At 65.4% G+C, this 22225-nt stretch carries 22 protein-coding genes; 10 read left to right on the forward strand and 12 right to left on the reverse strand.

Translation table 11 applies throughout. The features are described from left to right. Window positions 1-44 precede the first annotated feature (44 nt). Entirely contained in the window at window positions 45-860 is an 816-nt protein-coding gene (locus tag ACE10X_RS41845; protein WP_375763820.1) for an MBL fold metallo-hydrolase, read from the forward strand. A 12-nt stretch (window positions 861-872) separates the two neighbouring features. Here the strand turns inward: ACE10X_RS41845 and ACE10X_RS41850 are convergent, their stop codons facing one another. Continuing rightward, on the reverse strand, window positions 873-1496 hold the full coding sequence (locus ACE10X_RS41850) for an ABATE domain-containing protein (RefSeq protein ID WP_038384795.1): 624 nt from the start codon (window positions 1494-1496) through the stop codon (window positions 873-875). 91 nt (window positions 1497-1587) lie between these two features. On the opposite strand from ACE10X_RS41850, the gene ACE10X_RS41855 reads away from it, so the two are divergent. The 3 genes from ACE10X_RS41855 (at window position 1588) to ACE10X_RS41865 (ending at window position 4665) form a co-directional block, all read left to right on the forward strand. Then, on the forward strand, window positions 1588-2526 hold the full coding sequence (locus ACE10X_RS41855; protein ID WP_038384794.1) for an EamA family transporter: 939 nt from the start codon (window positions 1588-1590) through the stop codon (window positions 2524-2526). A 145-nt stretch (window positions 2527-2671) separates the two neighbouring features. Further along, window positions 2672-3721, forward strand: a complete 1050-nt coding sequence (locus ACE10X_RS41860) for an amidohydrolase (protein ID WP_038384793.1) — start codon at window positions 2672-2674, stop codon at window positions 3719-3721. Between the two features lie 11 nt (window positions 3722-3732). Then, complete coding sequence (locus ACE10X_RS41865; protein WP_051002990.1) at window positions 3733-4665, forward strand: GNAT family N-acetyltransferase; 933 nt, start codon at window positions 3733-3735, stop codon at window positions 4663-4665. Between the two features lie 157 nt (window positions 4666-4822). On the opposite strand, the gene ACE10X_RS41870 is transcribed toward ACE10X_RS41865, so the two are convergent. The 3 genes from ACE10X_RS41870 to ACE10X_RS41880 all read right to left on the reverse strand — a co-directional run bounded on the left by ACE10X_RS41870 (window position 4823) and on the right by ACE10X_RS41880 (window position 8005). Continuing rightward, window positions 4823-6079: an aminopeptidase gene (locus ACE10X_RS41870; protein WP_038384792.1), complete on the reverse strand. Its 1257-nt coding sequence runs from the start codon at window positions 6077-6079 to the stop codon at window positions 4823-4825. A 114-nt stretch (window positions 6080-6193) separates the two neighbouring features. Next, window positions 6194-7555 (reverse strand): adenylosuccinate lyase family protein, encoded by a 1362-nt coding sequence (locus ACE10X_RS41875; protein WP_038384791.1) that lies wholly within the window; start codon window positions 7553-7555, stop codon window positions 6194-6196. 60 nt (window positions 7556-7615) lie between these two features. Next, window positions 7616-8005, reverse strand: coding sequence for a carboxymuconolactone decarboxylase family protein (locus ACE10X_RS41880; RefSeq protein WP_051002989.1), 390 nt, complete (start codon window positions 8003-8005; stop codon window positions 7616-7618). A 137-nt stretch (window positions 8006-8142) separates the two neighbouring features. Here ACE10X_RS41880 and ACE10X_RS41885 point away from each other — a divergent pair, with 137 nt between their 5' ends. From ACE10X_RS41885 to ACE10X_RS41900, 4 genes are read left to right on the forward strand one after another with little or no spacing between them, the layout of a single operon-like run. Beyond that, entirely contained in the window at window positions 8143-9102 is a 960-nt protein-coding gene (locus tag ACE10X_RS41885) for a tripartite tricarboxylate transporter substrate binding protein (protein ID WP_038384790.1), read from the forward strand. A gap of 19 nt (window positions 9103-9121) precedes the next feature. Next, window positions 9122-10003: an NAD(P)-dependent oxidoreductase gene (locus ACE10X_RS41890; protein ID WP_038384789.1), complete on the forward strand. Its 882-nt coding sequence runs from the start codon at window positions 9122-9124 to the stop codon at window positions 10001-10003. After that, entirely contained in the window at window positions 10000-10980 is a 981-nt protein-coding gene (locus ACE10X_RS41895; protein WP_038384788.1) for a Gfo/Idh/MocA family protein, read from the forward strand. Before ACE10X_RS41890 ends, ACE10X_RS41895 begins: the two co-directional genes overlap by 4 nt. A 6-nt stretch (window positions 10981-10986) precedes the next feature. Continuing rightward, the gene (locus ACE10X_RS41900; protein ID WP_018269133.1) at window positions 10987-11742 is read left to right on the forward strand and encodes a GntR family transcriptional regulator; all 756 of its coding nucleotides are present in this window, start codon (window positions 10987-10989) and stop codon (window positions 11740-11742) included. Here ACE10X_RS41900 and ACE10X_RS41905 read toward each other — a convergent pair. Continuing rightward, window positions 11739-11867, reverse strand: a complete 129-nt coding sequence (locus ACE10X_RS41905) for a hypothetical protein (protein WP_016847287.1) — start codon at window positions 11865-11867, stop codon at window positions 11739-11741. The two genes, ACE10X_RS41900 and ACE10X_RS41905, sit on opposite strands and share 4 nt — an antisense overlap. Before the next feature lie 385 nt (window positions 11868-12252). On the opposite strand from ACE10X_RS41905, the gene ACE10X_RS41910 reads away from it, so the two are divergent. Continuing rightward, complete coding sequence (locus ACE10X_RS41910; protein WP_162832420.1) at window positions 12253-12429, forward strand: hypothetical protein; 177 nt, start codon at window positions 12253-12255, stop codon at window positions 12427-12429. A 282-nt stretch (window positions 12430-12711) separates the two neighbouring features. Here ACE10X_RS41910 and ACE10X_RS41915 read toward each other — a convergent pair whose 3' ends face one another. From ACE10X_RS41915 to ACE10X_RS41945, 7 genes are all read right to left on the reverse strand, one after another. Continuing rightward, a complete protein-coding gene (locus ACE10X_RS41915; protein WP_038384787.1) occupies window positions 12712-14268 on the reverse strand; it encodes a serine hydrolase in 1557 nt (518 codons plus the stop codon). Between the two features lie 105 nt (window positions 14269-14373). Further along, entirely contained in the window at window positions 14374-15291 is a 918-nt protein-coding gene (locus ACE10X_RS41920) for a DMT family transporter (RefSeq protein ID WP_038384786.1), read from the reverse strand. Window positions 15292-15488: 197 nt separating this feature from the next. Further along, window positions 15489-15755: a hypothetical protein gene (locus tag ACE10X_RS41925; RefSeq protein WP_157787975.1), complete on the reverse strand. Its 267-nt coding sequence runs from the start codon at window positions 15753-15755 to the stop codon at window positions 15489-15491. A gap of 492 nt (window positions 15756-16247) precedes the next feature. Next, a complete protein-coding gene (locus ACE10X_RS41930) occupies window positions 16248-17018 on the reverse strand; it encodes an SDR family NAD(P)-dependent oxidoreductase (protein ID WP_375763821.1) in 771 nt (256 codons plus the stop codon). 143 nt (window positions 17019-17161) lie between these two features. After that, window positions 17162-18826 carry a thiamine pyrophosphate-binding protein gene (locus ACE10X_RS41935; RefSeq protein ID WP_080583357.1) on the reverse strand — a complete coding sequence of 555 codons (1665 nt, stop codon included), beginning with the start codon at window positions 18824-18826 and terminating at the stop codon, window positions 17162-17164. 212 nt (window positions 18827-19038) lie between these two features. Further along, window positions 19039-19842 carry a dienelactone hydrolase family protein gene (locus ACE10X_RS41940; RefSeq protein ID WP_244435799.1) on the reverse strand — a complete coding sequence of 268 codons (804 nt, stop codon included), beginning with the start codon at window positions 19840-19842 and terminating at the stop codon, window positions 19039-19041. Between the two features lie 190 nt (window positions 19843-20032). Further along, entirely contained in the window at window positions 20033-21058 is a 1026-nt protein-coding gene (locus ACE10X_RS41945) for a L,D-transpeptidase family protein (RefSeq protein WP_038384816.1), read from the reverse strand. A gap of 187 nt (window positions 21059-21245) precedes the next feature. Here ACE10X_RS41945 and ACE10X_RS41950 point away from each other — a divergent pair, with 187 nt between their 5' ends. Further along, window positions 21246-22220 carry a lytic transglycosylase domain-containing protein gene (locus tag ACE10X_RS41950; protein ID WP_375763822.1) on the forward strand — a complete coding sequence of 325 codons (975 nt, stop codon included), beginning with the start codon at window positions 21246-21248 and terminating at the stop codon, window positions 22218-22220. Window positions 22221-22225 lie beyond the last annotated feature (5 nt).

Below are 22225 nucleotides of genomic sequence, written 5' to 3' on the forward strand. Positions count from 1 at the left end.
CGATAATCTCACCTTGGCGGATGCCGCCGCAGACGGAACAGGTCATGCTGAGATTGCTCGCCGCGCTCGTCTTGCTGGGAACGTTCACCAGCCACGCCTTCGCGCAGGATACCCAGCGCAGCGAATGCCTGGCGATGGCCAATGCGCCGCCGCGCGCCGTCCCGGTGAACTACCGGCGCGTCGCAGCCAAAGCCGACGAAGTCGCGATCACCTATGCCGGCCATTCGACCTACTATATCGACACGCCCGGCGGCATCCGGATCGCGACCGACTATAACGGCGTCTATCGGACCGGGCGGCTGCCCGACGTCGCGACCATGAACCGGGCTCACGCGACCCATTACACGCTGTTTCCCGATCCCAAGATTCCCCACGTGCTGCATGGCTGGGGAGAGAACGGCCAGGCCGCCCATTACGCTGAGCGCATCGGCGACGTCTATATCCGCAATGTCACCACCGACATCCGCCGCTACTGGGGCGAAGACTCCGGCGGCGAGATGATCAAGGACGGCAATTCGATCTTCATCTTCGAGGTCGCGGGCCTCTGCATCGGCCATCTCGGTCACCTCCACGTCAAGCTCGACGACAGCCATTTCGCCGCGATCGGCCGGCTCGACATCGTGATGGTGCCGATCGACGGTACCTATACGATGTCGCTCGACGGCATTTCCGAAATCACCAGGCGATTGCGCGCCGCCGTCGTGCTGCCGATGCACCGCTTCGCCACCCCGCTCGACGAGTTCATGCGCCTGATCGGCCAGCAGTTCGAGATCGATCGCCGCGGCGGAGAGCGGACCCTGCGGATTTCGCGCGACACCCTGCCGGCGACGCCGACGGTGATCATCCTCGACGGGGTGTGAGGCTCAACGTCATCAATCTTCCGCCGCTTGGCCGCGCTGGTAATGCCGGCGCGATTTGGCGAGATTGCCGCAATCGCCCATCGAGCACCACCGCCGGTTCTGGGCGCGACTCTCGTCGACGAACAACCAGCCGCAGCCCCGCTCGTCCTGGCACTGCTTCACCCGCTCAGCACGGGGGCCGGTCAGAAGGCTCACCGCCGACCACGCGATCGGCTTCAACAGCGCGTCGGGCGTGACCTTCCCGGCGGTCGGCAGCCACCGCAGGGTGTCGCCGACGGTTCCGAGCGCAACACCACCCGATCCAGTTCCGAGAGATCGGTTGAGATCGGCCACCGCCGTCGGATCGGCCCGGCCACCCCCGATGCGGGCAATAAATAACTGGTAGAGCGCCTCGCGCAGGCCATGCGCGGCATTCAGAAAGGTATCTGCCTCACGCGGTGAGGATTTCCATCGCGCCCTGAGCTGCGCGGCGATCCGGCGGTCCGCCAGTTCGGCATCGACCAGCCATTTCAGGATGGAATCCGAGGTCGCGATCCGGTCCTCAACCAGGTCGCGGAGACGCCATGCGACGGTATTGACGAACTTGATGCTGAGCTCTTCCCGGGACGACGCCTCAGGCGAGGGAACGCGCGACATGATCCAGCAACTCCTCTGGAACGCATAACCCCTTAATAGGTTGGATTTGATAACCCATTAAGGGGTTAGAATCTAGCTTCGGGAGCCTCGCATGTCCAAGCGCCTTTTGATTGTCGGCGCGTTTGCCGCCATCTATCTGCTTTGGGGTTCCACCTACTTCGCGATCGCGCTCGGCTTGAAGTCGATCCCGCCGTTCCTGCTGATGGGCCTTCGCTCGCTCGGCGGCGGCCTGATCCTGATCGCGCTGAACGTGGCGGACGTCACGCGCGTTTCGCGGTGGAACTGGCTGACCGCCGCGCTCTGCGGCGTGCTGTTCTTCGTCGGCTGCCATGGTGTTCTCGCTTATGCCCAGCAATCGGTTCCGTCCGGCATCGCCGCGATCATGCTGGCCACGATTCCGTTCTGGGTGTTGCTCATCGATTTCCTGTATCCGCAAACCCGGCGTCCCGCGACAATGACGCTGGCCGCATTGCTGCCCGGCCTTGCTGGTGTTGCAATCGTGGCCTGGCAATCGGCCGGACAAGGCCATTTCAGCATCCTTCCGATTCTGCTGCTGCTCGCTGCGGCGTTCTCCTGGGCGGTGGGCACGGTGCTGTCGCGTCGGACATCGGATCATGGCTCGCCAACATTGTCGTCAGGCATGCAGCTGTCGATCGGCGGCGCGGTCCTGTTTGCGATCAGTCTTGCGTCCGGTGAACTGGAAGGCTTCTCGCCGCGCGACGTTTCGGCGCCCTCGCTCGCAGCGGTGATCTATCTCGCCATCGCCGGCAGCGTCATTGGCTTCACGGCATTTCGCTGGCTGCTCGACAATGTGTCGACGTTCATGGTCTCGACCTACATCTTCGTCAACCCGATCATCGCCGTGCTGCTCGGCACGCTGTTTCTGGGCGAGCCGTTTTCCGTCACGATGTTGTTTGGAGCGCTTCTCGTCATCGCCTCGGTCATCATCACCTGGCGCGCCGAGCAGGCATCGCCGGCGAGGCAAGCTCAGTCGATGACATGGTCGCGACCGGCAATGCGGTCGGGTTGACCGGCGCGCGCAGACATACGCGTGCTTCCTCAGGCAGAGGTCAGGCAGAGGCCCGGGTTTGACGCGCTCCGCCGCGGCTCGTTATCCTCCCCAAAGCCGACATCGTATCGGCGGCCGACAAGAGCAAGAACAGGGAGCATCATCCATGGCCAGCACTCTGCCCACCTCCGCCAGCGGGCTCTATGCCAACCCGCGCGAAGACTGGCTCGCCCAATACACTGAAGAGATCATCGATCCGGCCCGGCCGATCGTCGATCCGCATCACCATCTCTGGGATCGCGGCGGGCTTCGCTATCTGATCGAGGAGATGCGCGACGACATCGCGTCCGGCCACAACATCGTGGCCACCGTCTATGTCGATTGCCGGTCGATGTACCGCGCCGACGGCCCGGAGGCGTTCCGTCCGGTTGGCGAGGTCGAGTTTGCCAACGGCGTCGCGGCGATGGCGGCGAGCGGCGGCTACGGCAAGGCGGCGATCTGCGCCGGCATCGTCAGCCACGTTAACCTTCTGACCGGCGATCAGGCCAAGGCGGTGCTGGAGGCGCAGATTGCCGCCGGCAACGGCCGGTTCCGCGGCATCCGCCACTCCTCGGCCTGGGACGAGGACCCCACCGTCGCGCACATGTACGCGAACCGGCCGAAGGGCATTCTGTTGGACCCCACCTTTCGTAGGGGGTTCGCCTGCCTGGCGCCGCTCGGCCTCAGCTTCGATGCCTGGTTGTTCCACCCGCAGATCGGCGAACTGACCGACCTCGCCCGCGCCTTTCCCGATACCAGGATCGTGCTCGACCATTGCGGCGGCCCGGTCGGCACCGGCCGCTTCGCCGGCAAGCGCGCGGAGACCTTTCCGATCTGGAAGGCGTCGATCCAGGAGATCGCCCAATGCCCGAACGTCGTGGTCAAGCTCGGCGGGCTGGCGATGTGCCTGCTCGGCTACGACTTCCACCTCCGCCCCATGCCGCCCTCGTCGGAGGAACTCGCCGCCGCCTGGCGGCCTTATGTCGAGACCTGCATCGAGGCGTTCGGTCCGGACCGTTGCATGTTCGAGAGCAACTTCCCACCTGATAAGGGGCAATGCAGCTACCAGGTCATCTTCAACACCTTTAAACGGCTTGCATCACAATATAGCGAAGCCGAAAAGACGGCGTTGTTCTTGAAGACGGCAAAGGATGTCTATCGGCTCGATATCGGGTAAGCTTCCGACTCATGGATGACGGCATCACCATCCGGCCGCTTCGAGAGGCTGATGCGGAAGCGGTGGTCGAACTTTACGCAAAGGCAGCCGCGGTGGAACCGCGGCTAGGCCCTGTCACGCTGCCGCAATGGGACCAGTTCCTGAAGCTGCCGCAGAACCGCGGCGGGCGCGACTTTCGCGTTGCCGAGCGCAATGGCGTGCTCTGCGGCCTCGCCGAGTCGTCGTTGCGCGACCAGGGCGCGCATCATTCCCGGTTCCTCAAGATCGTCGTGGCGCCCGAGATGCGCCGCCGCCGGATTGGCCTCGCGCTGTTCGACGAGGTGCTTGCGATCGACGCCGACGCCGATCTCACCGTGCAGACGCTGGTGAGCAGCGACTGGCCGGCCGGAATGGCCTTCGTGGCTGCCTTCGGCTTTGTTCATGTCGAGTCCGAGATCGGGATGAAGTGTGTCGAGCCGTTGCAGCCGGCGCGCACGCTCGCGGCCGCGCGCGCCACCGTCGAGCAGGTCAGCGACGTCACCGCCTGCGCGAGCGAGGTCGCGCGCATCCACAATGCCGCCTACGCCTCGGACGCCGCCTTCCGCCTGTATTCGCCGGAGGAGATGGCGCAGGTTTTGACCGAGAGCGAAGTCTGGATCGCGTCGGAAGATGGACAAATGTCGGGCTTCTGCCTGACCGAGCCGGAGCGGAACTCGATGTGGATCGAGTCGGTCGCCGTCGACCCGGTGCGGCAGGGGCGCGGACTCGGCCAGCTATTGGTGTATCGCGTGCTGGCTGCACACGACGTCTCGACCGAACACCCCTGTTGGCTCAACGTCTCGAGCCGCAACGCTCCCGCGCTGAAGATCTATCGCCGGCTCGGATTCAAGCCGCAGCACGAGACCTGCCGCTTCAGCGCCCCGCGCGGCGGACTGATCGCCGCGCGGGAGCGGCGGTTTCAGTAGGCTACCCTGGATACAAATCTTTCCCCGTCACCCTGCGAGCCTCGAAGGGCGAACGGCCGAAGTCTCCCCGCGCACGCGATATCCGGGCCGTCCATCCTTCGAGGCGCGCAAGGGCGCGCACCTCAGGATGACGGGATTAGGCAGGGTGGGCCGCGCCTTACGCCCACTCGCCTTTCCGAAACACCGGCACGCTGCGGCCGTCGGCGTGGATGCCGTCGATGTCGGTGTGGGCGGAGCCGATCATCCAGTCGATATGGATCAGGCTCTTGTTGCCGCCCTGGTCGGCGATCTGCTGCGGCGTCAGCTTGTCGCCACCAACGAAGCATTTCGAGTAGCACTGGCCGAGCGCGATGTGCGAGGCGGCGTTCTCGTCGAACAGCGTGTTGAAGAACAGCAGCCCACTCTTCGAAATCGGCGAGGAATGCGGCACCAGCGCAACCTCGCCGAGGCGACGCGCGCCCTCGTCGGTGTCGAGCACCTTCTTCAGCACTTCCTCGCCGCGCGAGGCCTTGGCCTCGACGATGCGGCCTTCCTCGAACTTGACCGAGATATTGTCGATCAGCGTCCCCTGATAGGACAGCGGCTTGGAGCTGACGACGTGGCCGCTGACGCGGCGGCAGTGCGGCGTGGTGAAGACTTCCTCGGTCGGGATGTTGGCATTGCAGACGATGCCGTTCTTGGCGGTCGACGCACCGCCCTCCCATTCATGACCGTCGGCGAGGCCAATCGTGAGGTCCATGCCGGGTCCGGAATATTTCAGCGCGTGGAAACGCTGGCCGTTCAGCCATTCGGTGCGCTCACGGAGCTTCGCATTGTGCTGTGCCCAGGCGGCGACGGCGCCATCCTGATCGACCCGGGAGGCGGAGAAGATCGCATCCGCAAGCCTGGCCACCGCGACGTCCTCGGCATCGTCGGGGAACACCTGCTTGGCCCAGGACGTGCTCGGATAGGCGATGATGTTCCAGTTGGTGTCGAAATTGACGATCTTCTCCAGTGCAGGCTGGTAGGCGATCGAATTGGCCTTGCTGGCGCGCGCCACCTTGGCCGGGTCTTCGCCCGACAACAGCATCGGATTGTCGCCGACGATCGCAAGCCGCGCGGTGTTGGCGCCGAACGCCCTCGCCATGCCCTCATAGAGCCAGCTTGCGGCACGATCGAAACTCGCATCATTGCCGTAACGGTAGCGCGCCAGCGTGAGCTCTTCGTCCGAGAAGAACGGGGTCACGAGACCAGCACCGGCCTTGTAAGCATGCTCCACCACCCGCCGTACCAGCGGCATCGCCGCGGCAGGCGCCGTCAGCAAGAGATCCTGCCCCGGCTGCAGCTGCAGGCCGACCTTGATCGCGACTTCGGCGAGCCGATCGAGTTTCACGGGATCGATCGAGGCGGAAAGGTTGCGTTGATGTGCGGTCATGAAGCGCCGTGTCGTTTGAGGAACTCTCGGGATTCGTAGTCCAATTCGATCCGCATCCGCAAGGTTCCTGCCCGCCGCGCTCGATCACGCGACGGCGAGCAATTGCCTCGAATTTTACCGCTTCACCGAGGCCAGCACCCGGTCGACCATCTCGGGCGCGAGGCCGAGATAGTTTTTCGGCGCGGTGAGGCGGTCGATCGTCGCCCGATCGATCCGGCTGGCGACGCGATCATCCGCGGCCAGCGCCTCGGCCAGCGTCAGGCCCTTGTCGTTGGCGACGCGGCAGGCGTCATAGACCACGTCATGCGCCTCCTGTCGGCCGATCGCGGGCGCAAGGCCCATCATCACGGCTTCGGCGACGATCAGCCCGCGGCTGATGTCGAGATTGTCGGCCATCCGCTGCTCGTCGACGATCAGGCCGCCAAGCGCGAACCTCGCCTGGTGCAGCGCGCCCGCGGTCAGCACGAAGCTTTCCGGGATCGCCATCCATTCGGCGTGCCATGGGCCGGTGGCGCGCTCGAAATCCTGCACCATCGCGTCCAGCATCAGGCCGGCATGCTGGCGCACCGCCTTGGCGGCGGCGAGCATCAGTTCCGACGAGATCGGGTTGCGCTTCTGCGGCATGGTCGAGGACGCGCCGCGCCCCTTCACGAACGGCTCGTAGACCTCGGCGAACTCGGTCGACGCCATGATCATGATGTCGAGCGCGATCTTGCCGAGCGTTCCCGTGACCAGCGCGAGGAAATTCACCGCTTCCGCCAGACCGTCGCGGGCAACATGCCAGGTGGAGACGGGCACGCCGAGGCCGAGCTCTTCGCACAGCGCCTGCTGGACCTCGAAACCCTTGTCGCCCAACGAGGCCAGCGTGCCGGCGGCGCCGGCGAACTGGCCGACCAGCACGCGCGGCTTCAGCTCCACGAGCCGCGCGGCATGGCGATCGAAGGCGGCGAGCCAGATCGCGGTCTTGTAGCCGAAGGTCACCGGCAGCGCCTGCTGCAGATGGGTGCGGCCGGCCATCGGCGTATCGCGGTATTTCTTCGAGAGAGCGGCCAGGATGCCGCGCAGCGCGGCGATGTCGTCCTCGATGATCTTCAGGCCATCGCGCAGCTGCAGCACCACGGTGGTGTCCATGATGTCCTGCGTGGTCGCGCCCCAATGGACATAGCGGCCGGCCTCGCCGCATTGCTTCGCCATCTGATGCACCAGGGGCAGGATCGGGTAGCCGACCACATCGGTCTCCTGCCGCAGCAGATCGAAATCGAGCGCGGCAACATCGGTCCGTTTTGCGATCTCCTCGGCCGCTTCCGCAGGAATCACGCCGCAGCGCGCTTCGGCCTTCGCCAGCGCGACCTCGACCTCGGCGTAGCGCTCGATCAGCCGCAGGTCGGAAAACACCTCGCGCATCTCGCGCGTGCCGAAGGCATCGCGAAACAATACGGAATCGAGCACGGTGGTCGAGGTCGGGAAGGCGGACATGGGCAGATCCTGTTGCCGGTCGCGGTCGGCAACGTCCCTATCACGGCGCAGGCCGGTGCCCTACCCCTCAGGCGGCACCTCGCCGAACACCTCGGCTGCGATCTTGCTGGTCTCGATCGCGGCCGGAATGCCGCAATACATCGCGACCAGCAGCAGCACGTCCTGCACCTGCGCGGCGGTGCACCCATTGGCCAGCGCGCCCTTGGCATGGACGCGGAACTCGGCCGGCTTGCTGCTCGCCGCGGTGATGCCGAGCATCACGAGGCTGCGGATCTGGTCGGACAACCCGCTGCGCTCCCAGACGTCGCCATAGACATAGGCATTGATGATGTCTTGCAGCGGCGTGCCGAAATCGCCGGCAGCGGCCATCCGCTTGGCGACGTCGACCTCGCCGAACATCTTCTGGCGCCGGCGCAGTCCGCGTGCATGGAGATCGCTGATGTCCACCATCGTCGTCGGGCTCCCCTGAATGGACTATTTATACGGATAAATATGACGCACCTCAACATTCCGTCAGGCAGGACGCTTGCCTTTCTGATGTATTTGTCCGTATAAATTTGCAAAAGCAGACACGGGAGGGGACCGGGATGAAGTTACGGCTGGGACTGCTCGTCGTCCTGCTTGCGACGCTTCCGGTCCTGCCGGCTTTCGCCGCCGACAATTTTCCGCAACGGCCGCTCAAGATCATCGTGCCCTTCCCGGCCGGCGCCGGTCCCGACAATGTCGCGCGGCTGGTCGGCCAGCATCTGCAGGACGCGTTCGGCCAGACCGTGCTGATCGAGAACCGCGCCGGCGCGCTCGGCAGCATCGGCGCCCAGGAAGTCGCCCGCAGCGCGCCCGACGGCTACACGCTGTTGATGGGCACCAACACCACCCATGCCAGCAACGTCGCGACGCTGAAGAGCCTGCCCTACGACCCGGTGAAGGACTTTGCACCGGTGATCCGCACCACCACGACGGCGATGGTGCTGCTGGTCAATCCGAAGCTCGCGGCCAGGGACCTGCCGCAGTTCCTCAGCTACGCCAAGGCCAATCCCAATTTGACCGCGGGCTACGGCTCCGGCGCCTCGCAGATCTCGATCGCCCAGTTGCAATCGCGCGGCGGCCTGTCGCTGATCGCGGCGTCCTATCGCGGCGTGCCGCAGGCAATGACCGACGTGATGGCGGGGATGATCGATCTCACCTTCGGCGACTTCTCGGTCGCGATCCCGCAGATGCAGGGCGGCACCTTGCGCGGCATCGCCGTGACGTCGGCGACCCGCAACGAGCTGACGCCCGGCCTGCCCGCGCTCGCCGAAGCGATGCCAGGCTTCGAGGCCACGATCTGGTACGGCCTGTTCGCGCCCGCCGGCACGCCGGAACCGGTGGTCAGCAAGCTCTACGCCGAGTGTGCGAAATACCTCGCGATGCCGGAGACGAGGAAGAAGCTCGCCGATGTCGGCGTGATGGTGGCGCCGCTGGCGCCGGCTGAGTTCGGCGCCTTCGTCAGAAGCGAGGTCGTGCGCTGGTCGGCGGAGGTCAAGGCGGCCGGCATCCAGCCGCAATAGAGCGAGGCGGCGTCGCATCATGGCTCGCGAGACACCTGTTGGCATGATTGGCCTGGGGCTGATGGGATCGGCGCTCTCCGCGCGGCTGATCGACGCCGGCATCGGGGTGATCGGCTTCGACATCGACGCCGCGAAAACGGATGGCCTTAGAGCCAGCGGCGCCGAGCTCGCGGCGTTCGCCGCCGACGTCGCTGCGCGCTGCCGGACCATCGTCATCGCGGTGTATGACGCGGCCCAGGTCAGGACGTTGCTGCCGGACCTTGCCAACGCGACGACGCCGCCGCGCATCATCTGCACCACCACCTGCGCGCCGGGCGAGATCGTGGCAATCGCCGAATTCGCCTCCCGCTCGCGCCTCGCCTTCATCGAAGCACCGATCTCGGGGACCAGCGCCGAGGTGCGTGCGGGCACGGCCACCGCACTGGTCGCTGGCGATGCCGACGTCATCGACGCCGCCGCGTCGACGCTCGATATTCTCTGCCCGCAGCGGATCAATGTCGGCGCGATCGGCAATGCCAGCCGCACCAAGCTCGCCATCAACCTGATCCTGCAGAACAACCGCGCCGCGCTGGCCGAGGGCATCGCCTTTGCCGAAAGCCTCGGCCTCGAGGGCGCGGGGTTCCTTGCGACCGCGCGGCAATCGGCGGCATATTCTGCCGTGATGGACAGCAAGGGGCCGAAGATGCTGGCGCGGGATTTCTCGCCGCAATCGCACATCGCGCAGACCTTGAAGGATGCCGAGCTGATCCTGCAGGAGGCCTGCCGGCACGGCCTGCCCTTTCCGCTGACCTCGGTGCAGGCCGAACTGCTGCGCGCGGCGATCGCGCTTCAAGGGCCGGACAACGACAGCGCCGCGGTCATCGAGGCGATCCGGGCCGGCCACGGTGAGGAACAGTCATGATCAACTGCGCGATCGCGGGCCTCGGTCGATGGGGCCGCGCACTGGTCGGGGCCGCGCGCAACGAGCCGCGGCTCAGGATCGTCCGCGCGCTGGAACCCGACGCCAACGGCGCCGCCAGCTTTTGCGAGGCGCACGGCCTCTCCGTCGCGGCGAGCCTGGACGATGTCCTCGCCGACCCTCGCATCGATGCCGTGCTGCTGGCGACGCCGCATTCGCTGCACAAGGGCCAGGTGATCGCGGCAGCCGGCGCCGGTAAGCAGGTGTTTTGCGAGAAGCCGCTGGCGCTTCGGCGCGCCGATGCCGCAGAGATGTTCGCGGCGTGCCGCAGCGCCGGCGTGGTGCTCGCGGTCGGGCATAACCGCCGGTTCTGGCCGTCGATGCAGGCGCTGCGCGCGATCACAGCCAGCGGCGAGCTCGGCACCATCCTGCATGTCGAGGGCCACAACAGCAACGAGAACTCGCAGACCATCACGCAGGGCTGGCGGCTGTCGCCCGAGGAATCGCCAGGCGGCGGCCTGACCGGCGCGGGACTGCATGTGCTCGACGGCTTCGTCAGCCTCCTTGGTCCTGCCCGACAAGTTTATGCCCGGTTGAGTGCGCGCGAGGCGGGACCGCCGCCGCTCGACACTGCAACCTTGGCGATTGAATTTGTGAATGGCGTGAGCGCAACCCTTGCGACAATTCGCGCAACACCGTTCTATTGGCGCGTGCATGTGTTCGGAACGAAGGGATCCGCCGAGGTGCTCGACGAACAGACGATGGTGCTGCGGAAATCCGGCGAGGCGCCTGCGATCACGCGCTATCCGGCGATCGACACCCTCACCGCGGAACTTGCGGCCTTTGCCGACGCTGTCGAAGGCAAGCAGCCGTTCCCGGTGCCTGAAGCGGACGTGCTGGCGACGCTCGCTGCGTTCGAGGCCGCGCTGCAGTCGATGCAGTCTGGACATCCGGTTGCCTGCCATATGGCATGCCAGTGATCCGCCATGTCTGAACAACCGGACAGGGCGAGATCGTCCCGCTACCGCGACATCGCCACCGGACTGCAAAAGGACATCCGGCTCGGCACCTACGCGGTCGGCAATCTGCTGCCGACCGAGACCGAACTGATGGCGAGCTACCAGGCCAGCCGGCAGACCGTGCGCGAGGCGCTGCGCATCCTGATCGACCAGGGCCTGATCGTGCGCCGCGCCGGCCTCGGCTCGGTGGTGATCGCATCCGAGCCGCCGGTGCTGTTCACCCACAGCGTCAAGTCGCTCGGCGAGTGGCTGCGCTATTCCAACGAGACCTACCGCGAGGTCGTGGCCAGCAGCGACATCGTGGCCGACCGCAAGCTGGCCGGCCTTTTGAAATGCGAGCCCGGCAAAAGCTGGTTCCTGATCGAGGCGGTGCGCCGCTCCGACCAGTTCGCCGCGCCGCTCGGCTGGGCCGAGATCTATGTGTTGCGCCGGTTCGCCGATGTCGTGACCCGCAGCGACCACGGCCGCACCCCGGTGCATGAGCAGATCGCCAGGATGTACGGCCAGGTCACCGAGCGCGCGCAGATGGAAATCTTCGTGCGGGGCATGCCGGCGCCGATCGCCAGGGCGCTCGGCGTCAAGACCGGCTCGCCGGCGCTCACCGTGGTACGCCGCTACTACGGCCAGCGCGAGGAACTGTTCGAGGTCACCATCACCACGCACCCCGAAGGGCGCTACACCTACACGATGGACATGCAGCGCTCGCTGCGCCCGAAGCTCTAGCGCACCCGGGCCAGATGGGTGCTGGCAGAGGTATGTGCCGTCTGCGGGGTGCCGCTCACACCCCAGATCGCGACCGCGATCAGCGCGGCCGCCCAGACATAAGGCACAGCATTCAACTTCTTCATTTCCGGGATCATCCCCAACGTCTCAGGAGGACCGACTGACCTTGCGACCCAGGTCGTGAATCTCACCACCGCGGTCCTCAGCGTCTCACCAGGCAGCCGTCCTTCACAACGCTACTAAGGTTAGACCTTGTCGGTTTCAGGACGCCTTCGTGCGAATCCGGAAATGATTTCGTCGGAACCGGGCTCTCTCATCCGAATTGATGAGACGGCGGGCCGAGGAGTTCGGCTCCATTCGAGGCAACACTTAAGAGAATTTTCTGCCCAAATTTGAGTCAGGCGCACAGCAAACCTACCAAAGGTGCGCCCACTGAATTCTTTTTGATTGTCGCCCCGACTCCCGCCGTGCCATCAGGGCCTGTGACACTGTGATGACAAGGTTTCTCCCGTGACTGCCGAACCGGCCAAACCGCAAGGCGACTCCCGTCGCCGCTCCAAGGAAACCCAGGACGAGGTCGCGCGCTCGCTGGAACGGGAACTGAAGCTGCTGACGGAAGAGCGTCAGGAGCGCGCGCTCCGGTTCGGCCTCGACATTGCGGGCAAGACGCCGAAGGTGGACCAGTAGGCTCCGCTGCGCACCACCCCGGGGCGCACAATTTCCGCAGCCTGTTGATTCGCGCGGCCGTCGAGCATGGCCGATGCGCGTGCGGGCGTGCGCCAGTCGTGATTTCCTGAGATCATGCCGGCGAGGTCGCTGCGCGGGCACGACGCCTTCTGCACTATTGCAACGACCAGTCCCAGCTACGACGTCCGCCGCGGCGTATGGGTCCCGGCCTTCGCCGGGACGACGCGAAGGAAGCCGAGCTTCACGTGCCCGAAAATAGACAGAGACGCGGCCGCGCGTGAGCTATTGCGCGCCCGGCGCTTCAGCATCGGCCTTCACGTCGCGGCCGAAGCGATCCTTGCCGCTGAGCCTGGCCTTGCCGCCATCGAACGACAGCAGCCATCGGCGGTCGGTATCGCCGCCGACCAGACGCAGGTCGATGGCGAATGTCCGGTTGTCCTGCCACGTCCCTTTCAGCGCTATCACGCCGAGCGCCGTTGGCTGACCGAGACGGTAGGCACCGTCGAGCCCGATCGGTCCCGCCAGTGTCGTCACCGGCTTTGCCGGATCCGGCGTCGCCGTCTCCAGTTCGTAGTGCGCGGGCTGATCCGTCAGATGCAGCGTCAGGGCCCGCAAGTTGAAGCCATTGGCCGGGAAGCGCCAGGTCTTGCCGGAGATGGCGGCGGCCGTCTCCGGCACGGCACCAACGGCCGACGGCTTTTCGGTTGCGATATCGCGCAGCGCGCTCGCGAGCTGATTGCCGCCGACGGAGTTCACCGGCAGCGCCGTGTCGGATTTGACCGCGCCTGAAATCTCGTCGGCCATCCTGCCGAACGAGCAGTAGTCGCGCGCGGTCACGACCGTGACGATGTCGAGCGCGGGAAACAGCATGACGAGCTGGCAGCGGTCGCCGACCGCCATGACAACCTGCCGCTCCGGCATCACCCAGAAGAAATTGGCATAGCGTAACGATGGATCGAACGAGGCGTGCATCTCCGTCGTCGCATGCCTGATGCGGTCGACCCAGCCGGTCGGCAGCAGCCGCTGCCCGTCCCATTCACCGTCATGCAGATAGAGCAGGCCGATCCTGGCCGCGTCGCGCGGCGCGAGCTGAAGCCCGCCGCCGCCCTGCGTTAGTCCGGGGCCGATGCTGTGCCAGTACGGCGCGGCTATCCCGAGCGGGCGAAACAGTTTCGTCACCGCATAGTCCCGCGCGCTCATGCCGGTGAGCTTGTTGATGATCGCGGCCAACAGCTGCGCATTGCCGGTGTTGTAATAGAACGCCTCGCCCGGCGCCTTCGCCATCGGGCGGTCGAGGATGAACTGGATCGCATCGGGGCTGCGCCCCCACTCGATCAGCGAGTCCGGCCGGCCACCCTCGACGCCTTCGGTCCAGGCCATTCCCGAGGTCATGTCCAGCATGGTCTGGACCGTGATCGCCCGCTTGCGGTCGTCGAGATTGGCGATGCTGCGATCGCCGAAGAAATCCACCATGCGATGGTCGAGGCTGTCGAGCACGCCATCCCTGAGCAGCATCGCGACCAGCGTTGCGGTCACCGCCTTGGTGACGGAATTGAAGAGATGCGGGATCTCTGGCGTATAGGGCGCATAGTAGGCGTCGAGCACGATCCGGCCGTGCCGTGCGATCAGGAGGCTATCGAGACTGTGGTCCGCGCCAAAATTGACGAGCCGCGCCAGCGCGGCGGAATCCATCCCCTGCTCTTCCGGCGTCGAGGTCTGCCACTGCCAGGTCTGCCGCACCGGCTCGGCGGCACCTTGCGCCTGGGCCGCGGCCGACAAAGCCGAGGCTGCAAGCACGAGCCCCGCAAGCATCGGCAGCGCCAAACGTTGAACCTGCATCAGCGTCTCGTTGCGACACGGCAGAGAGCCGCACCATCCGCGATCCCTCGCATGCTTGTCAATCGTCGCTACCACCGCGCGCCAATCGGGACAGCGGCAAGCCGTCTAGCGCTGCCGCTGCGCGAGATAGAATCCGGCCAACACGGCGGCCAACCCGGCCGCCTGCAGCGTGGTCGGTGGCTCGCCGATCAGGAGCCATCCCAACAGCAGGGTCAACACCGGCACGGTCGCAGGAAATACGGCTGCGCGAGCAACGCCGAGGCGCTGGATCGACACCGCAAACAAATACATCGCCGCGGGCCCGGCCAGGATGCCCTGGGCGATGGCCTGTAGCGCGTTTTCAGGCAGCCCGATGGCCGCATCGCGAGCGAGCCCACCCGAGACGGCATACAGTGGGAACAGCGAGAGCGACAGCACGCTGATGACGCTGGCCACGGAGAATGCCGAGACACGCCAATGGCGCACCAGCGTGGCGAAGCCCGCGAACATCAAGCCGGTCGCAACGAAGATCAGGTCGCCCATCACGGCGCTCGGCCCCATATGGCCGATCGACTCGCTGCCGATCACGGCAAGGCCGACGACGATGACGACAGCGCCGGCTGCCCGCGAGAGCGAGACCGATTCCTTCAGCAAGACGACCGCGAGAAACAATCCACCCAGCGTCGCGCAGGACGGCTGGATCACGCTGCCATGCCCCAGCGGCACGAACATGAAGCCTACATAGCTGATCAGCGACATCACCGGCCCGCCCAGCAGCATCAGCGCCATGCCGCGCCTCCAGCCGATGCCGCAGAGGTCGCGAAGGCCGGCGCGCACAACGAGCGGCAGGAAGGCAATGCCCGACCACAGGAAGCGATGCATCAGCAGGTCGACCGGCGTGAACCCGACCTTCAGGCCGTGCCGGGTCGCCACGAAGCCGAGCGCCCAGCACAGCGCCGCACCGAGGCCGCAGGCGACCCCGAGCAGAATGGCTTTCGTATCCGGAAGGGCTGCAGCCTTGGCGCCGGCCGTGCGTTCGCTCATCGCGAACGACTAGGTTAGCTGACGAGACGAAGCAACCTACTTGGGTGCAGGGCTGATTGGCGCAAGCCCGCCAAGGCCCGCTTGGGTCGGGCGGGGACATCATTCCGCCCTGCCGCCATGTCCGCTTTGGCCAAAGGAAGACCTGCGGGCCGGTTCGCTCTAAGCGAAGCTGACCTTTCACAGACAAGAAATGGGACTTACTTCCGCGGCTCAACCACCGTCTTTGTCGATCCGTCCGGCGCTGGCTGCATTCCCGGTGGGCTTTGACCTTGCGGGCTTTCCGGCGGCGCACCACCCGATCTTGTTTCAAGCGGCCCGGTCCAACCTTGTGGCTGCAATTGACCTTTTTCTTCCGGTGCCGAGCGTCCAGTTGCCGTGTTCACATCCTTCTCGGGATCGGCCTGGGCTATCGCAAATCCACACGACAACGCCCAGCCAATCGTCGTCATCAGAATGATCCGCATTCGGACCTCCCTTGGCTCATCGTAGCAAACAGGCTGGAGCGGCTTCAGTTCCTTGCCGAAGGAGGCGGCAAAGCTGGCGACAGACGATGTCCGCTACGGGTTAGAAGCCGACATCGTTCCGCGCCGCCGCGATGTCCGTTTTGAGCCAGGAGCTGGCGCTCGGATGTGCGGCATCAATCTTCGGATGTGCGGCATCAATCTTAAGCCGCGGGCGAGCCGCTGCGTTGAGGAAACAGCCGAGGTGCGACCTCAGGAAGTAACCCGTAAGCCTGGAGCACGCCGTAGACGAGCGCCGCTAGAATGATGAAACCGACGATGCGATTGAGTTTGAACACCTAACCTCGAAGCTCTTCGTTGCCAAACGCGATATTGGCTGAGATGCACCACTCACAGCAAGAGCGTTGAAGCCGCGAAGATCAACGTGGCTATACATGCCGCGATGATCGAACGTTTGTGCAAATGGGCCACTAACGTAAACAAGGCCTTCAGAGATCAGGCCGCGCTGTACCCGCCGTCGACCACGTGCGATGCGCCTGTCATGAACGACGCCTTGTCCGAGCACATCCAGACCACGGCTTCGGCGATTTCCTCGGGCACGCCGAGGCGACGGGCCGGCACCTTGGCGATGATCTCGTCGTAACGTTCGTCCATCGTCTCCCTGGTCATCGGTGTCTTGATGTATCCGGGATTGACGCAATTCACGCGGATGCCGTCCTGGGCATATTCGATCGCGGCAGACTTGGTCAGCCCGACGACACCGTGCTTGGTCGCGACATAGTGGCCGGACGTCGCGAGACCGACCAGGCCTGCGATCGAAGCCGTGTTGACGATGGCGCCGCCACCGCCCTGTTTGAGCATTTGCGCGATCTCGTATTTCAGGCACAGGAATACGCCCATCAGATTCACCGAGAACATCTTGGCCACCGAGGCTTGCGTGAGTTCATGAATGCGCTGGCCGGGCGGGCCGACGGAGCGCCCGGCGACGCCGGCATTGTTGAACGCGCAATCGATGCGCCCGAACGCCGAAACCGTGCGCGCCACCATGTTCGCGACATCGGCCTCGTCGGTGACATCGCCCTGGATCGCGATCGACTGGCCGCCGGCGGCATTGATCAGCGCGACCGTCTCGTCGATGCCATCCTTCGAGAGGTCCGACACCGCCACACGCGCACCTTCACGCGCCATTGCGATCGCCGTCGCCCGGCCGATGCCGGAACCGCCACCTGTCACCAGTGCAGCCTTGCCGTCCAGAATGCCTGCCATGAGAAACTCCTCTAAAGCGCGACGCGACCGAATCGAATCGTCATCGCGCGTTTTTTGTTCCTTGTTTGAGCATGATCTCCGCGCAAACGCGGTACCGCGTTTGTCGCGAGGGAAAACCGCTTCGCACTTTTCCGGATCATGCTCTAGCGCTTGCCTTCGATTGCGATCTCGACGAGGTACGGCCGCTGGGCCGCGACGGCCTTTGCAACGGCGCCGGCGATGTCGTCGGCCTTCTCGACCCTGACCGCCTCGACGCCCATGCCGCCCGCGAGATGCACGAAGTCGAGCCCGGGGCCAGTGATATCCATGTTCTGATAGGGATGCTGGGTGCCGGCCTCGAAGTTCTGCCGCCAGACGTCCACATTGTGCTTGAGGATGCGGTACTCGCGGTTCGCCAGCACCACGAACACGATCGCAAGCTTGTGGTGCGCGGCGGTCCACAGCGCCTGGATCGCATACATCGCCGAGCCGTCACCGGAGATGGCGACCACCGGACGGTCCGGCATCGCGACCTTGACGCCGATCGCGCCGGCGAGGCCCTGGCCGATGCCGCCGCCGCGACCACCGAAATAATCGCCGAAGCCGCGATAGTCGAAGGCGCGCGCGAGATCGAGGCTTGCCGTGATGCTTTCATCGACGATGACGACATCATCGGGCAGGCCGCGACGCAGCTCTGCGGTGACGCGCGGCATCGCGGTCGGCTGGCGGTCCCAGCCTTTCTCGACGCGCGCGCGGTAGGCCTCTTTCTCCTTCGCCTGCAATTCGGCCAACGCGGCATTGCGGTGCTGCGCAGCTTGCCTGAAGTCCGCGCTCGCCTTTGCACGCACCGCATCTGTCAAGGCACTGACGCTGGCGGCGATATCGCCGACGATGCCGGCATCGAGCCGGTTGTTGAGCGCGAGGCGTTCGGCCGAGGCTTCGATCTGCAGCACGGACGCGCCGCCAGGGATGTGGCCACCAGGCGCAAACCAGATGTCCTCAAAGAACGGACCGCCGATCAGCAGCACGAGATCGGCATCGCCGAGCGCCTTGCGCACCTGCCGGGCGTCGCCGGGGAGCGACTGACGATAGCTCGGATGGCTAGTCGGGAACGGCGCGTGGTGGCGGAGCCCCTCGAACCACACGGTGGCGCCGACCGCTTCCGTGAGCGCCACCAGCGCCTGCTCGCCGCCCGAACGTGCCACGTCGTCGCCGGCGATGATGGCCGGCTTCTTCGACTTCAGAAGCAGCGCGACAAGCGCTTCGATGCCGGCCGGATCGGGGCGCGTCGAGCGCCACAAATTATCCGGCGGCGACGCGTCGACCGCGGTCTCCTGTTCCATGACGTCGATTGGCAGCGACACGAACACCGGCCCCTGCGGCGCATCGGTCGCCACCTTGAACGCGCGTCGCATGATCGGCGCGATCTCGTCGGCACGCTCGATCTGCACGCTCCACTTCGTCACCGGAGCCGCCATCGCAACAAGGTCGTGGCCGAGCAGCGGGTTGTTGAGCCGCATCCGGGTATCCTGCTGGCCGGCCGTGACGACCACGGGCGAACCTGCCTTCAGCGCGCCGTACAGCGATCCGATGCCGTTGCCGAGGCCGGGAGCGACATGCAGGTTGGCGACAGTGACGCGCCCCGACGCCTGCGCGTAGAAGCTGGCGGCGCTGACCGCGACACCTTCATGCAGCGCCATGATGTATTCGAGTTGCGGAAATGCCGGCAGGCTATCGAGCAGCGGCGTTTCGGTCGTGCCAGGATTGCCGAAGATATGACGCACGCCGTGCGACACGAACGATTCCATCAGCACACGACGCCCGCGCATTCGCTCCCTCTCGATTGTTCTGATCCGTTTTGCGCATCATCGGCCGGGGAGCGGCCCATGGCAACCGTGCGAGACGGTTGGCATCCGCGCGGCCGGCTGCGTCTTCCGCATGGCTTTGCAGCGCGAGCGCGCCAGCGAGGCCGCAGCCCCGCCACTTCCGCGGCCAAAGCAGCCACGAATGGAAAGGGCCACCGTTTGGGTGGCCCCTTTGCCTATTCCTTGAGGTTGGCGGCAAACAGCTTGGCGGCTTCGGCCTTCGATTCCTGATCGGCCTTGGCGTCGTATCTGAGCGGCAAATTGAACTTCTTGCCGAGCTCGGTGGCCTCGGGATTTGTGAATGCGTGTACCGCGCCGGGATATTCGATGATGCGGTAATCGGCCTTCGCCGCATCGAAATCCTTCTTCAGCGCATCGTACTGCTCGCGCTTCACGAACGGGTCGTCGGCGCCGTTCAGGATCAGGATCTTCGCCTTGACGGTGCCCGGCGCCGGTGCGGGGGTGTTGAGACCGAGCGAGGCGTGGAAGCCCGCGACGGCGGCGAGATCGGCGCCGGTGCGCGCCATGTTCAGCACCACCGCGCCGCCGAAGCAGTAACCGACGGCACCGATCCGCTGCGGATTGACCGAGGCCTGCTTGGCGAGTTGCTCGCGCGCGGCGTTGAAGCGCTGCTCCATCACCTTCGGGTTCTTCATCACCGACCCGGAGAGCGCGCCGGCATCCTTCGGGTTGTCGGCGGTCTTGGCGTCGCCATACATGTCCGCGATGAAGGCCACGTAGCCCTGCTCCGCGAACTTCCGCGCCTCGTTATGGATATGCGGAGTGATGCCCCACCATTCATGCACCATGACGATGCCGGGCCGCTTGGCCTGGGTCGCGTCGTCATAGACGACGAAGCCCTTCATCGTGGTCTCGCCGTCGCTGTAGGTGACCGGCTCTTCCTTGACCGCTGCGTGTGCGCTCGCGACCATCGCGATGGCGCAGAGTGCTCCCACTATGTTCGTTATGATCGTTCGCATGCTGACCTCCTGCGGGTTTGGCACGACGCGACATTGGCATACCAGCGAATCCCGCGCTAGGCTCGGAAAGCGGAGCCGCTTTGCTTCGCAAGCTGCGCATCATCTCTCGAGCGCGCGGGCGCCCGGCCCGAGGCCGAGCGCACCGAACATTTCTGTCGGTTGCTGATGCGTGAACGATGTTTCGTCAAGGTCAGCGCGTCTCGGACGCCGTTGCTGCGCTTGTCGCGCTATCGATGAACGCAACCGGCGTTCCCTTCGCGACACCGGCCGCGACGCGCTGCGCGTCCCAGTTGGTGAGCCGGACGCAGCCGTGGGACTCCGCCTTGGAGACCTTGCCGGGATCGGGGGTGCCGTGAATGCCATAGCCTTCTCCCGAGAGGTTGATCCAGACCACACCGACCGGGTTGTTCGGACCGGGCCTGATCGTGAACGGCGTCTTCGATCTGACGCCCTTGAACGCGTATTTTGGATTGTAGCGATAGGTCGGGTTCTTGTTGATCGCCGTCACCTTCAGCGTTCCGCTCGGCGTCGGCTTATCCGCGCTGCCGACCGTCGCAGGATAGAAGCCGAGCAGCTTGCCTGCTGCATCGAACGTGCTGAGCGTCTGCCGCGTCTTGTCGACCTCGACGCGCGCGATCGGCGGCGGCTTTGCGGCGTCGACGACGTTCGCAACCGCAATGGTCTCGCCGGCCTTGTCGAACTTCCGGCCCGGATTGAGCGCTTGAAGCAGCGCCTCGCTCATGTGGAATTTTTCCGCGAGCGCTTCGCGCGGACTGGTGTAGCCCAGCGCCGGCAGGCTCTTCATGCTTTCCATCTTCGCGGGGATCCTCTTCACGAACGGCCCCTTCACGTCGGCATCGACGATCGTGTAGCTCACGATCGCAGGCCCGTCGCTGGCGGCGGTGAGCCCGCTCCAGAGCTCCGGCGTCACCGCCTTGTCGAAGGGCAATCCATTCGCCTCCGCAAACGCCCTGAGCGCCTTCTGCGCGTTGTCGCCAGGCTTGCCGTCGATCTCGCCGGGAGAAAAATGCGCGCGGTCGAGCAGGATCTCGAGCCTGGCAACGAAGGCGCTGAGCTGATGACGGTCCGGTAGTTTTGCCGGCGGCGCCGCCTCGTCGTTGATCGCGGCGGCATCAAGACCCGCGGCCACCGCCGGCGCGGCCGACACAAGCAAAAGGACAAGAGCAAAACGTGCAACGGAAAACGGTCGGAACATCGCGTATCCCAACGTGGCCATCTTCCGTAAAGCTACGGAAAGCGTCGAAGTTCCAATGCGAATAGCAGCGAAGTTCCGCGGCGGAACAGCTGATATCAAGGCTTCGCCGCAATCGACTCGCCAAAAAGTCGCGATCCGAAGTGCATTTGCGCGCAACCCACATCACAATTCAGGTCTCTGGAAGCAAATGCGATTTGTCATCGCGGCGCTTGCCGCGTTTCTTGTCTTGATGCTCGATTTCGATCGTTCGCCCGGCTCGATCAACGCCTCAACCCAAGCCCCGACATTCTCGCGCGACGCGACATCGGACGCCGTTCCGTTCGCCGCACGCTTTATCGAAAGCGCCGATGCCAGCGAGGCGCCCGCTGCGACGGACGCGGACAAGACGCCTGCGCCTGCGGCGCAGCCGACCGATACGGCGGCCGAGCCGCAGCTGTCCGCGATCGAAAAATTCTGCCACGGCCTGAAGGACGCGGCGCAGGCGAGCGAAATTCCCGTCGCGTTCTTTGCGCGGCTGATCTGGCAGGAGAGCCGCTTTCGCTCGAACGAAATCAGCCATGCCGGTGCGCAGGGCGTTGCGCAGTTCATGCCGGAGACGGCGGCCGAAGTCGGGCTCGACGATCCCTTCGATCCGCTGAAGGCGTTGCCCGCATCCGCAAGACTGCTGCGCAAGCTGCGCGACGATTTCGGCAATCTCGGCCTGGCGGCGGCCGCCTACAATGCCGGCAGCGGCCGCGTCCAGAAATGGCTCGCCAGGCAGAGCGAGTTGCCGCGCGAGACCCGCGACTATGTCCGGATCATCACCGGCACCAAGGCGGAGGACTGGATCGAGCGTGCCGACACGCTCGCCATCCGCATCGACTTGCCGAGCGACGCGCCGTGCGAAGGCATCGGCGGCCTCTCGAAGGCGAAGGATGTCGCCTTCGTCGCGGCGTCGCCGGCGTCCGCGGTGACGACGATCATCCGCAAGGCCGAGGCCGCGCGAGAGGCGGCAAGGTCGGTCGCCGGCCGCGCGCGCAGACGGCTCGCGCTCGTGCTCGGGAAGAGCTCGCCGGGCGCGGCCCGGCTCGGCAAGGCGCGCCCGACCGTCGTCGCCGCCAGGGCAAAACCGGCGAAGGGCCGGGCCGTTCACGTCGCCTCGCGCGCACGTTCGTCGAGCTGAGGCCG

Origin of the sequence: Bradyrhizobium sp. Pha-3 (assembly GCF_042258325.1) — a bacterium.
In the GTDB taxonomy this organism is placed as follows: domain Bacteria; phylum Pseudomonadota; class Alphaproteobacteria; order Rhizobiales; family Xanthobacteraceae; genus Bradyrhizobium; species Bradyrhizobium elkanii.

Excerpts from the sequence above, each read along its gene's own strand:
- ACE10X_RS41845 (WP_375763820.1), top strand. The coding sequence starts at position 45 with ATGCTGAGATTGCTCGCCGCGCTCGTCTTGCTGGGAACGTTCACCAGC.
- ACE10X_RS41850 (WP_038384795.1), bottom strand. The coding sequence starts at position 1,496 with ATGTCGCGCGTTCCCTCGCCTGAGGCGTCGTCCCGGGAAGAGCTCAGC.
- ACE10X_RS41855 (WP_038384794.1), top strand. The coding sequence starts at position 1,588 with ATGTCCAAGCGCCTTTTGATTGTCGGCGCGTTTGCCGCCATCTATCTG.
- ACE10X_RS41860 (WP_038384793.1), top strand. The coding sequence starts at position 2,672 with ATGGCCAGCACTCTGCCCACCTCCGCCAGCGGGCTCTATGCCAACCCG.
- ACE10X_RS41865 (WP_051002990.1), top strand. The coding sequence starts at position 3,733 with ATGGATGACGGCATCACCATCCGGCCGCTTCGAGAGGCTGATGCGGAA.
- ACE10X_RS41870 (WP_038384792.1), bottom strand. The coding sequence starts at position 6,079 with ATGACCGCACATCAACGCAACCTTTCCGCCTCGATCGATCCCGTGAAA.
- ACE10X_RS41875 (WP_038384791.1), bottom strand. The coding sequence starts at position 7,555 with ATGTCCGCCTTCCCGACCTCGACCACCGTGCTCGATTCCGTATTGTTT.
- ACE10X_RS41880 (WP_051002989.1), bottom strand. The coding sequence starts at position 8,005 with ATGGTGGACATCAGCGATCTCCATGCACGCGGACTGCGCCGGCGCCAG.
- ACE10X_RS41885 (WP_038384790.1), top strand. The coding sequence starts at position 8,143 with ATGAAGTTACGGCTGGGACTGCTCGTCGTCCTGCTTGCGACGCTTCCG.
- ACE10X_RS41890 (WP_038384789.1), top strand. The coding sequence starts at position 9,122 with ATGGCTCGCGAGACACCTGTTGGCATGATTGGCCTGGGGCTGATGGGA.
- ACE10X_RS41895 (WP_038384788.1), top strand. The coding sequence starts at position 10,000 with ATGATCAACTGCGCGATCGCGGGCCTCGGTCGATGGGGCCGCGCACTG.
- ACE10X_RS41900 (WP_018269133.1), top strand. The coding sequence starts at position 10,987 with ATGTCTGAACAACCGGACAGGGCGAGATCGTCCCGCTACCGCGACATC.
- ACE10X_RS41905 (WP_016847287.1), bottom strand. The coding sequence starts at position 11,867 with ATGAAGAAGTTGAATGCTGTGCCTTATGTCTGGGCGGCCGCGCTGATC.
- ACE10X_RS41915 (WP_038384787.1), bottom strand. The coding sequence starts at position 14,268 with ATGCAGGTTCAACGTTTGGCGCTGCCGATGCTTGCGGGGCTCGTGCTT.
- ACE10X_RS41920 (WP_038384786.1), bottom strand. The coding sequence starts at position 15,291 with ATGAGCGAACGCACGGCCGGCGCCAAGGCTGCAGCCCTTCCGGATACG.
- ACE10X_RS41925 (WP_157787975.1), bottom strand. The coding sequence starts at position 15,755 with ATGCGGATCATTCTGATGACGACGATTGGCTGGGCGTTGTCGTGTGGA.
- ACE10X_RS41930 (WP_375763821.1), bottom strand. The coding sequence starts at position 17,018 with ATGGCAGGCATTCTGGACGGCAAGGCTGCACTGGTGACAGGTGGCGGT.
- ACE10X_RS41935 (WP_080583357.1), bottom strand. The coding sequence starts at position 18,826 with ATGCGCGGGCGTCGTGTGCTGATGGAATCGTTCGTGTCGCACGGCGTG.
- ACE10X_RS41940 (WP_244435799.1), bottom strand. The coding sequence starts at position 19,842 with ATGCGAACGATCATAACGAACATAGTGGGAGCACTCTGCGCCATCGCG.
- ACE10X_RS41945 (WP_038384816.1), bottom strand. The coding sequence starts at position 21,058 with ATGTTCCGACCGTTTTCCGTTGCACGTTTTGCTCTTGTCCTTTTGCTT.
- ACE10X_RS41950 (WP_375763822.1), top strand. The coding sequence starts at position 21,246 with ATGCGATTTGTCATCGCGGCGCTTGCCGCGTTTCTTGTCTTGATGCTC.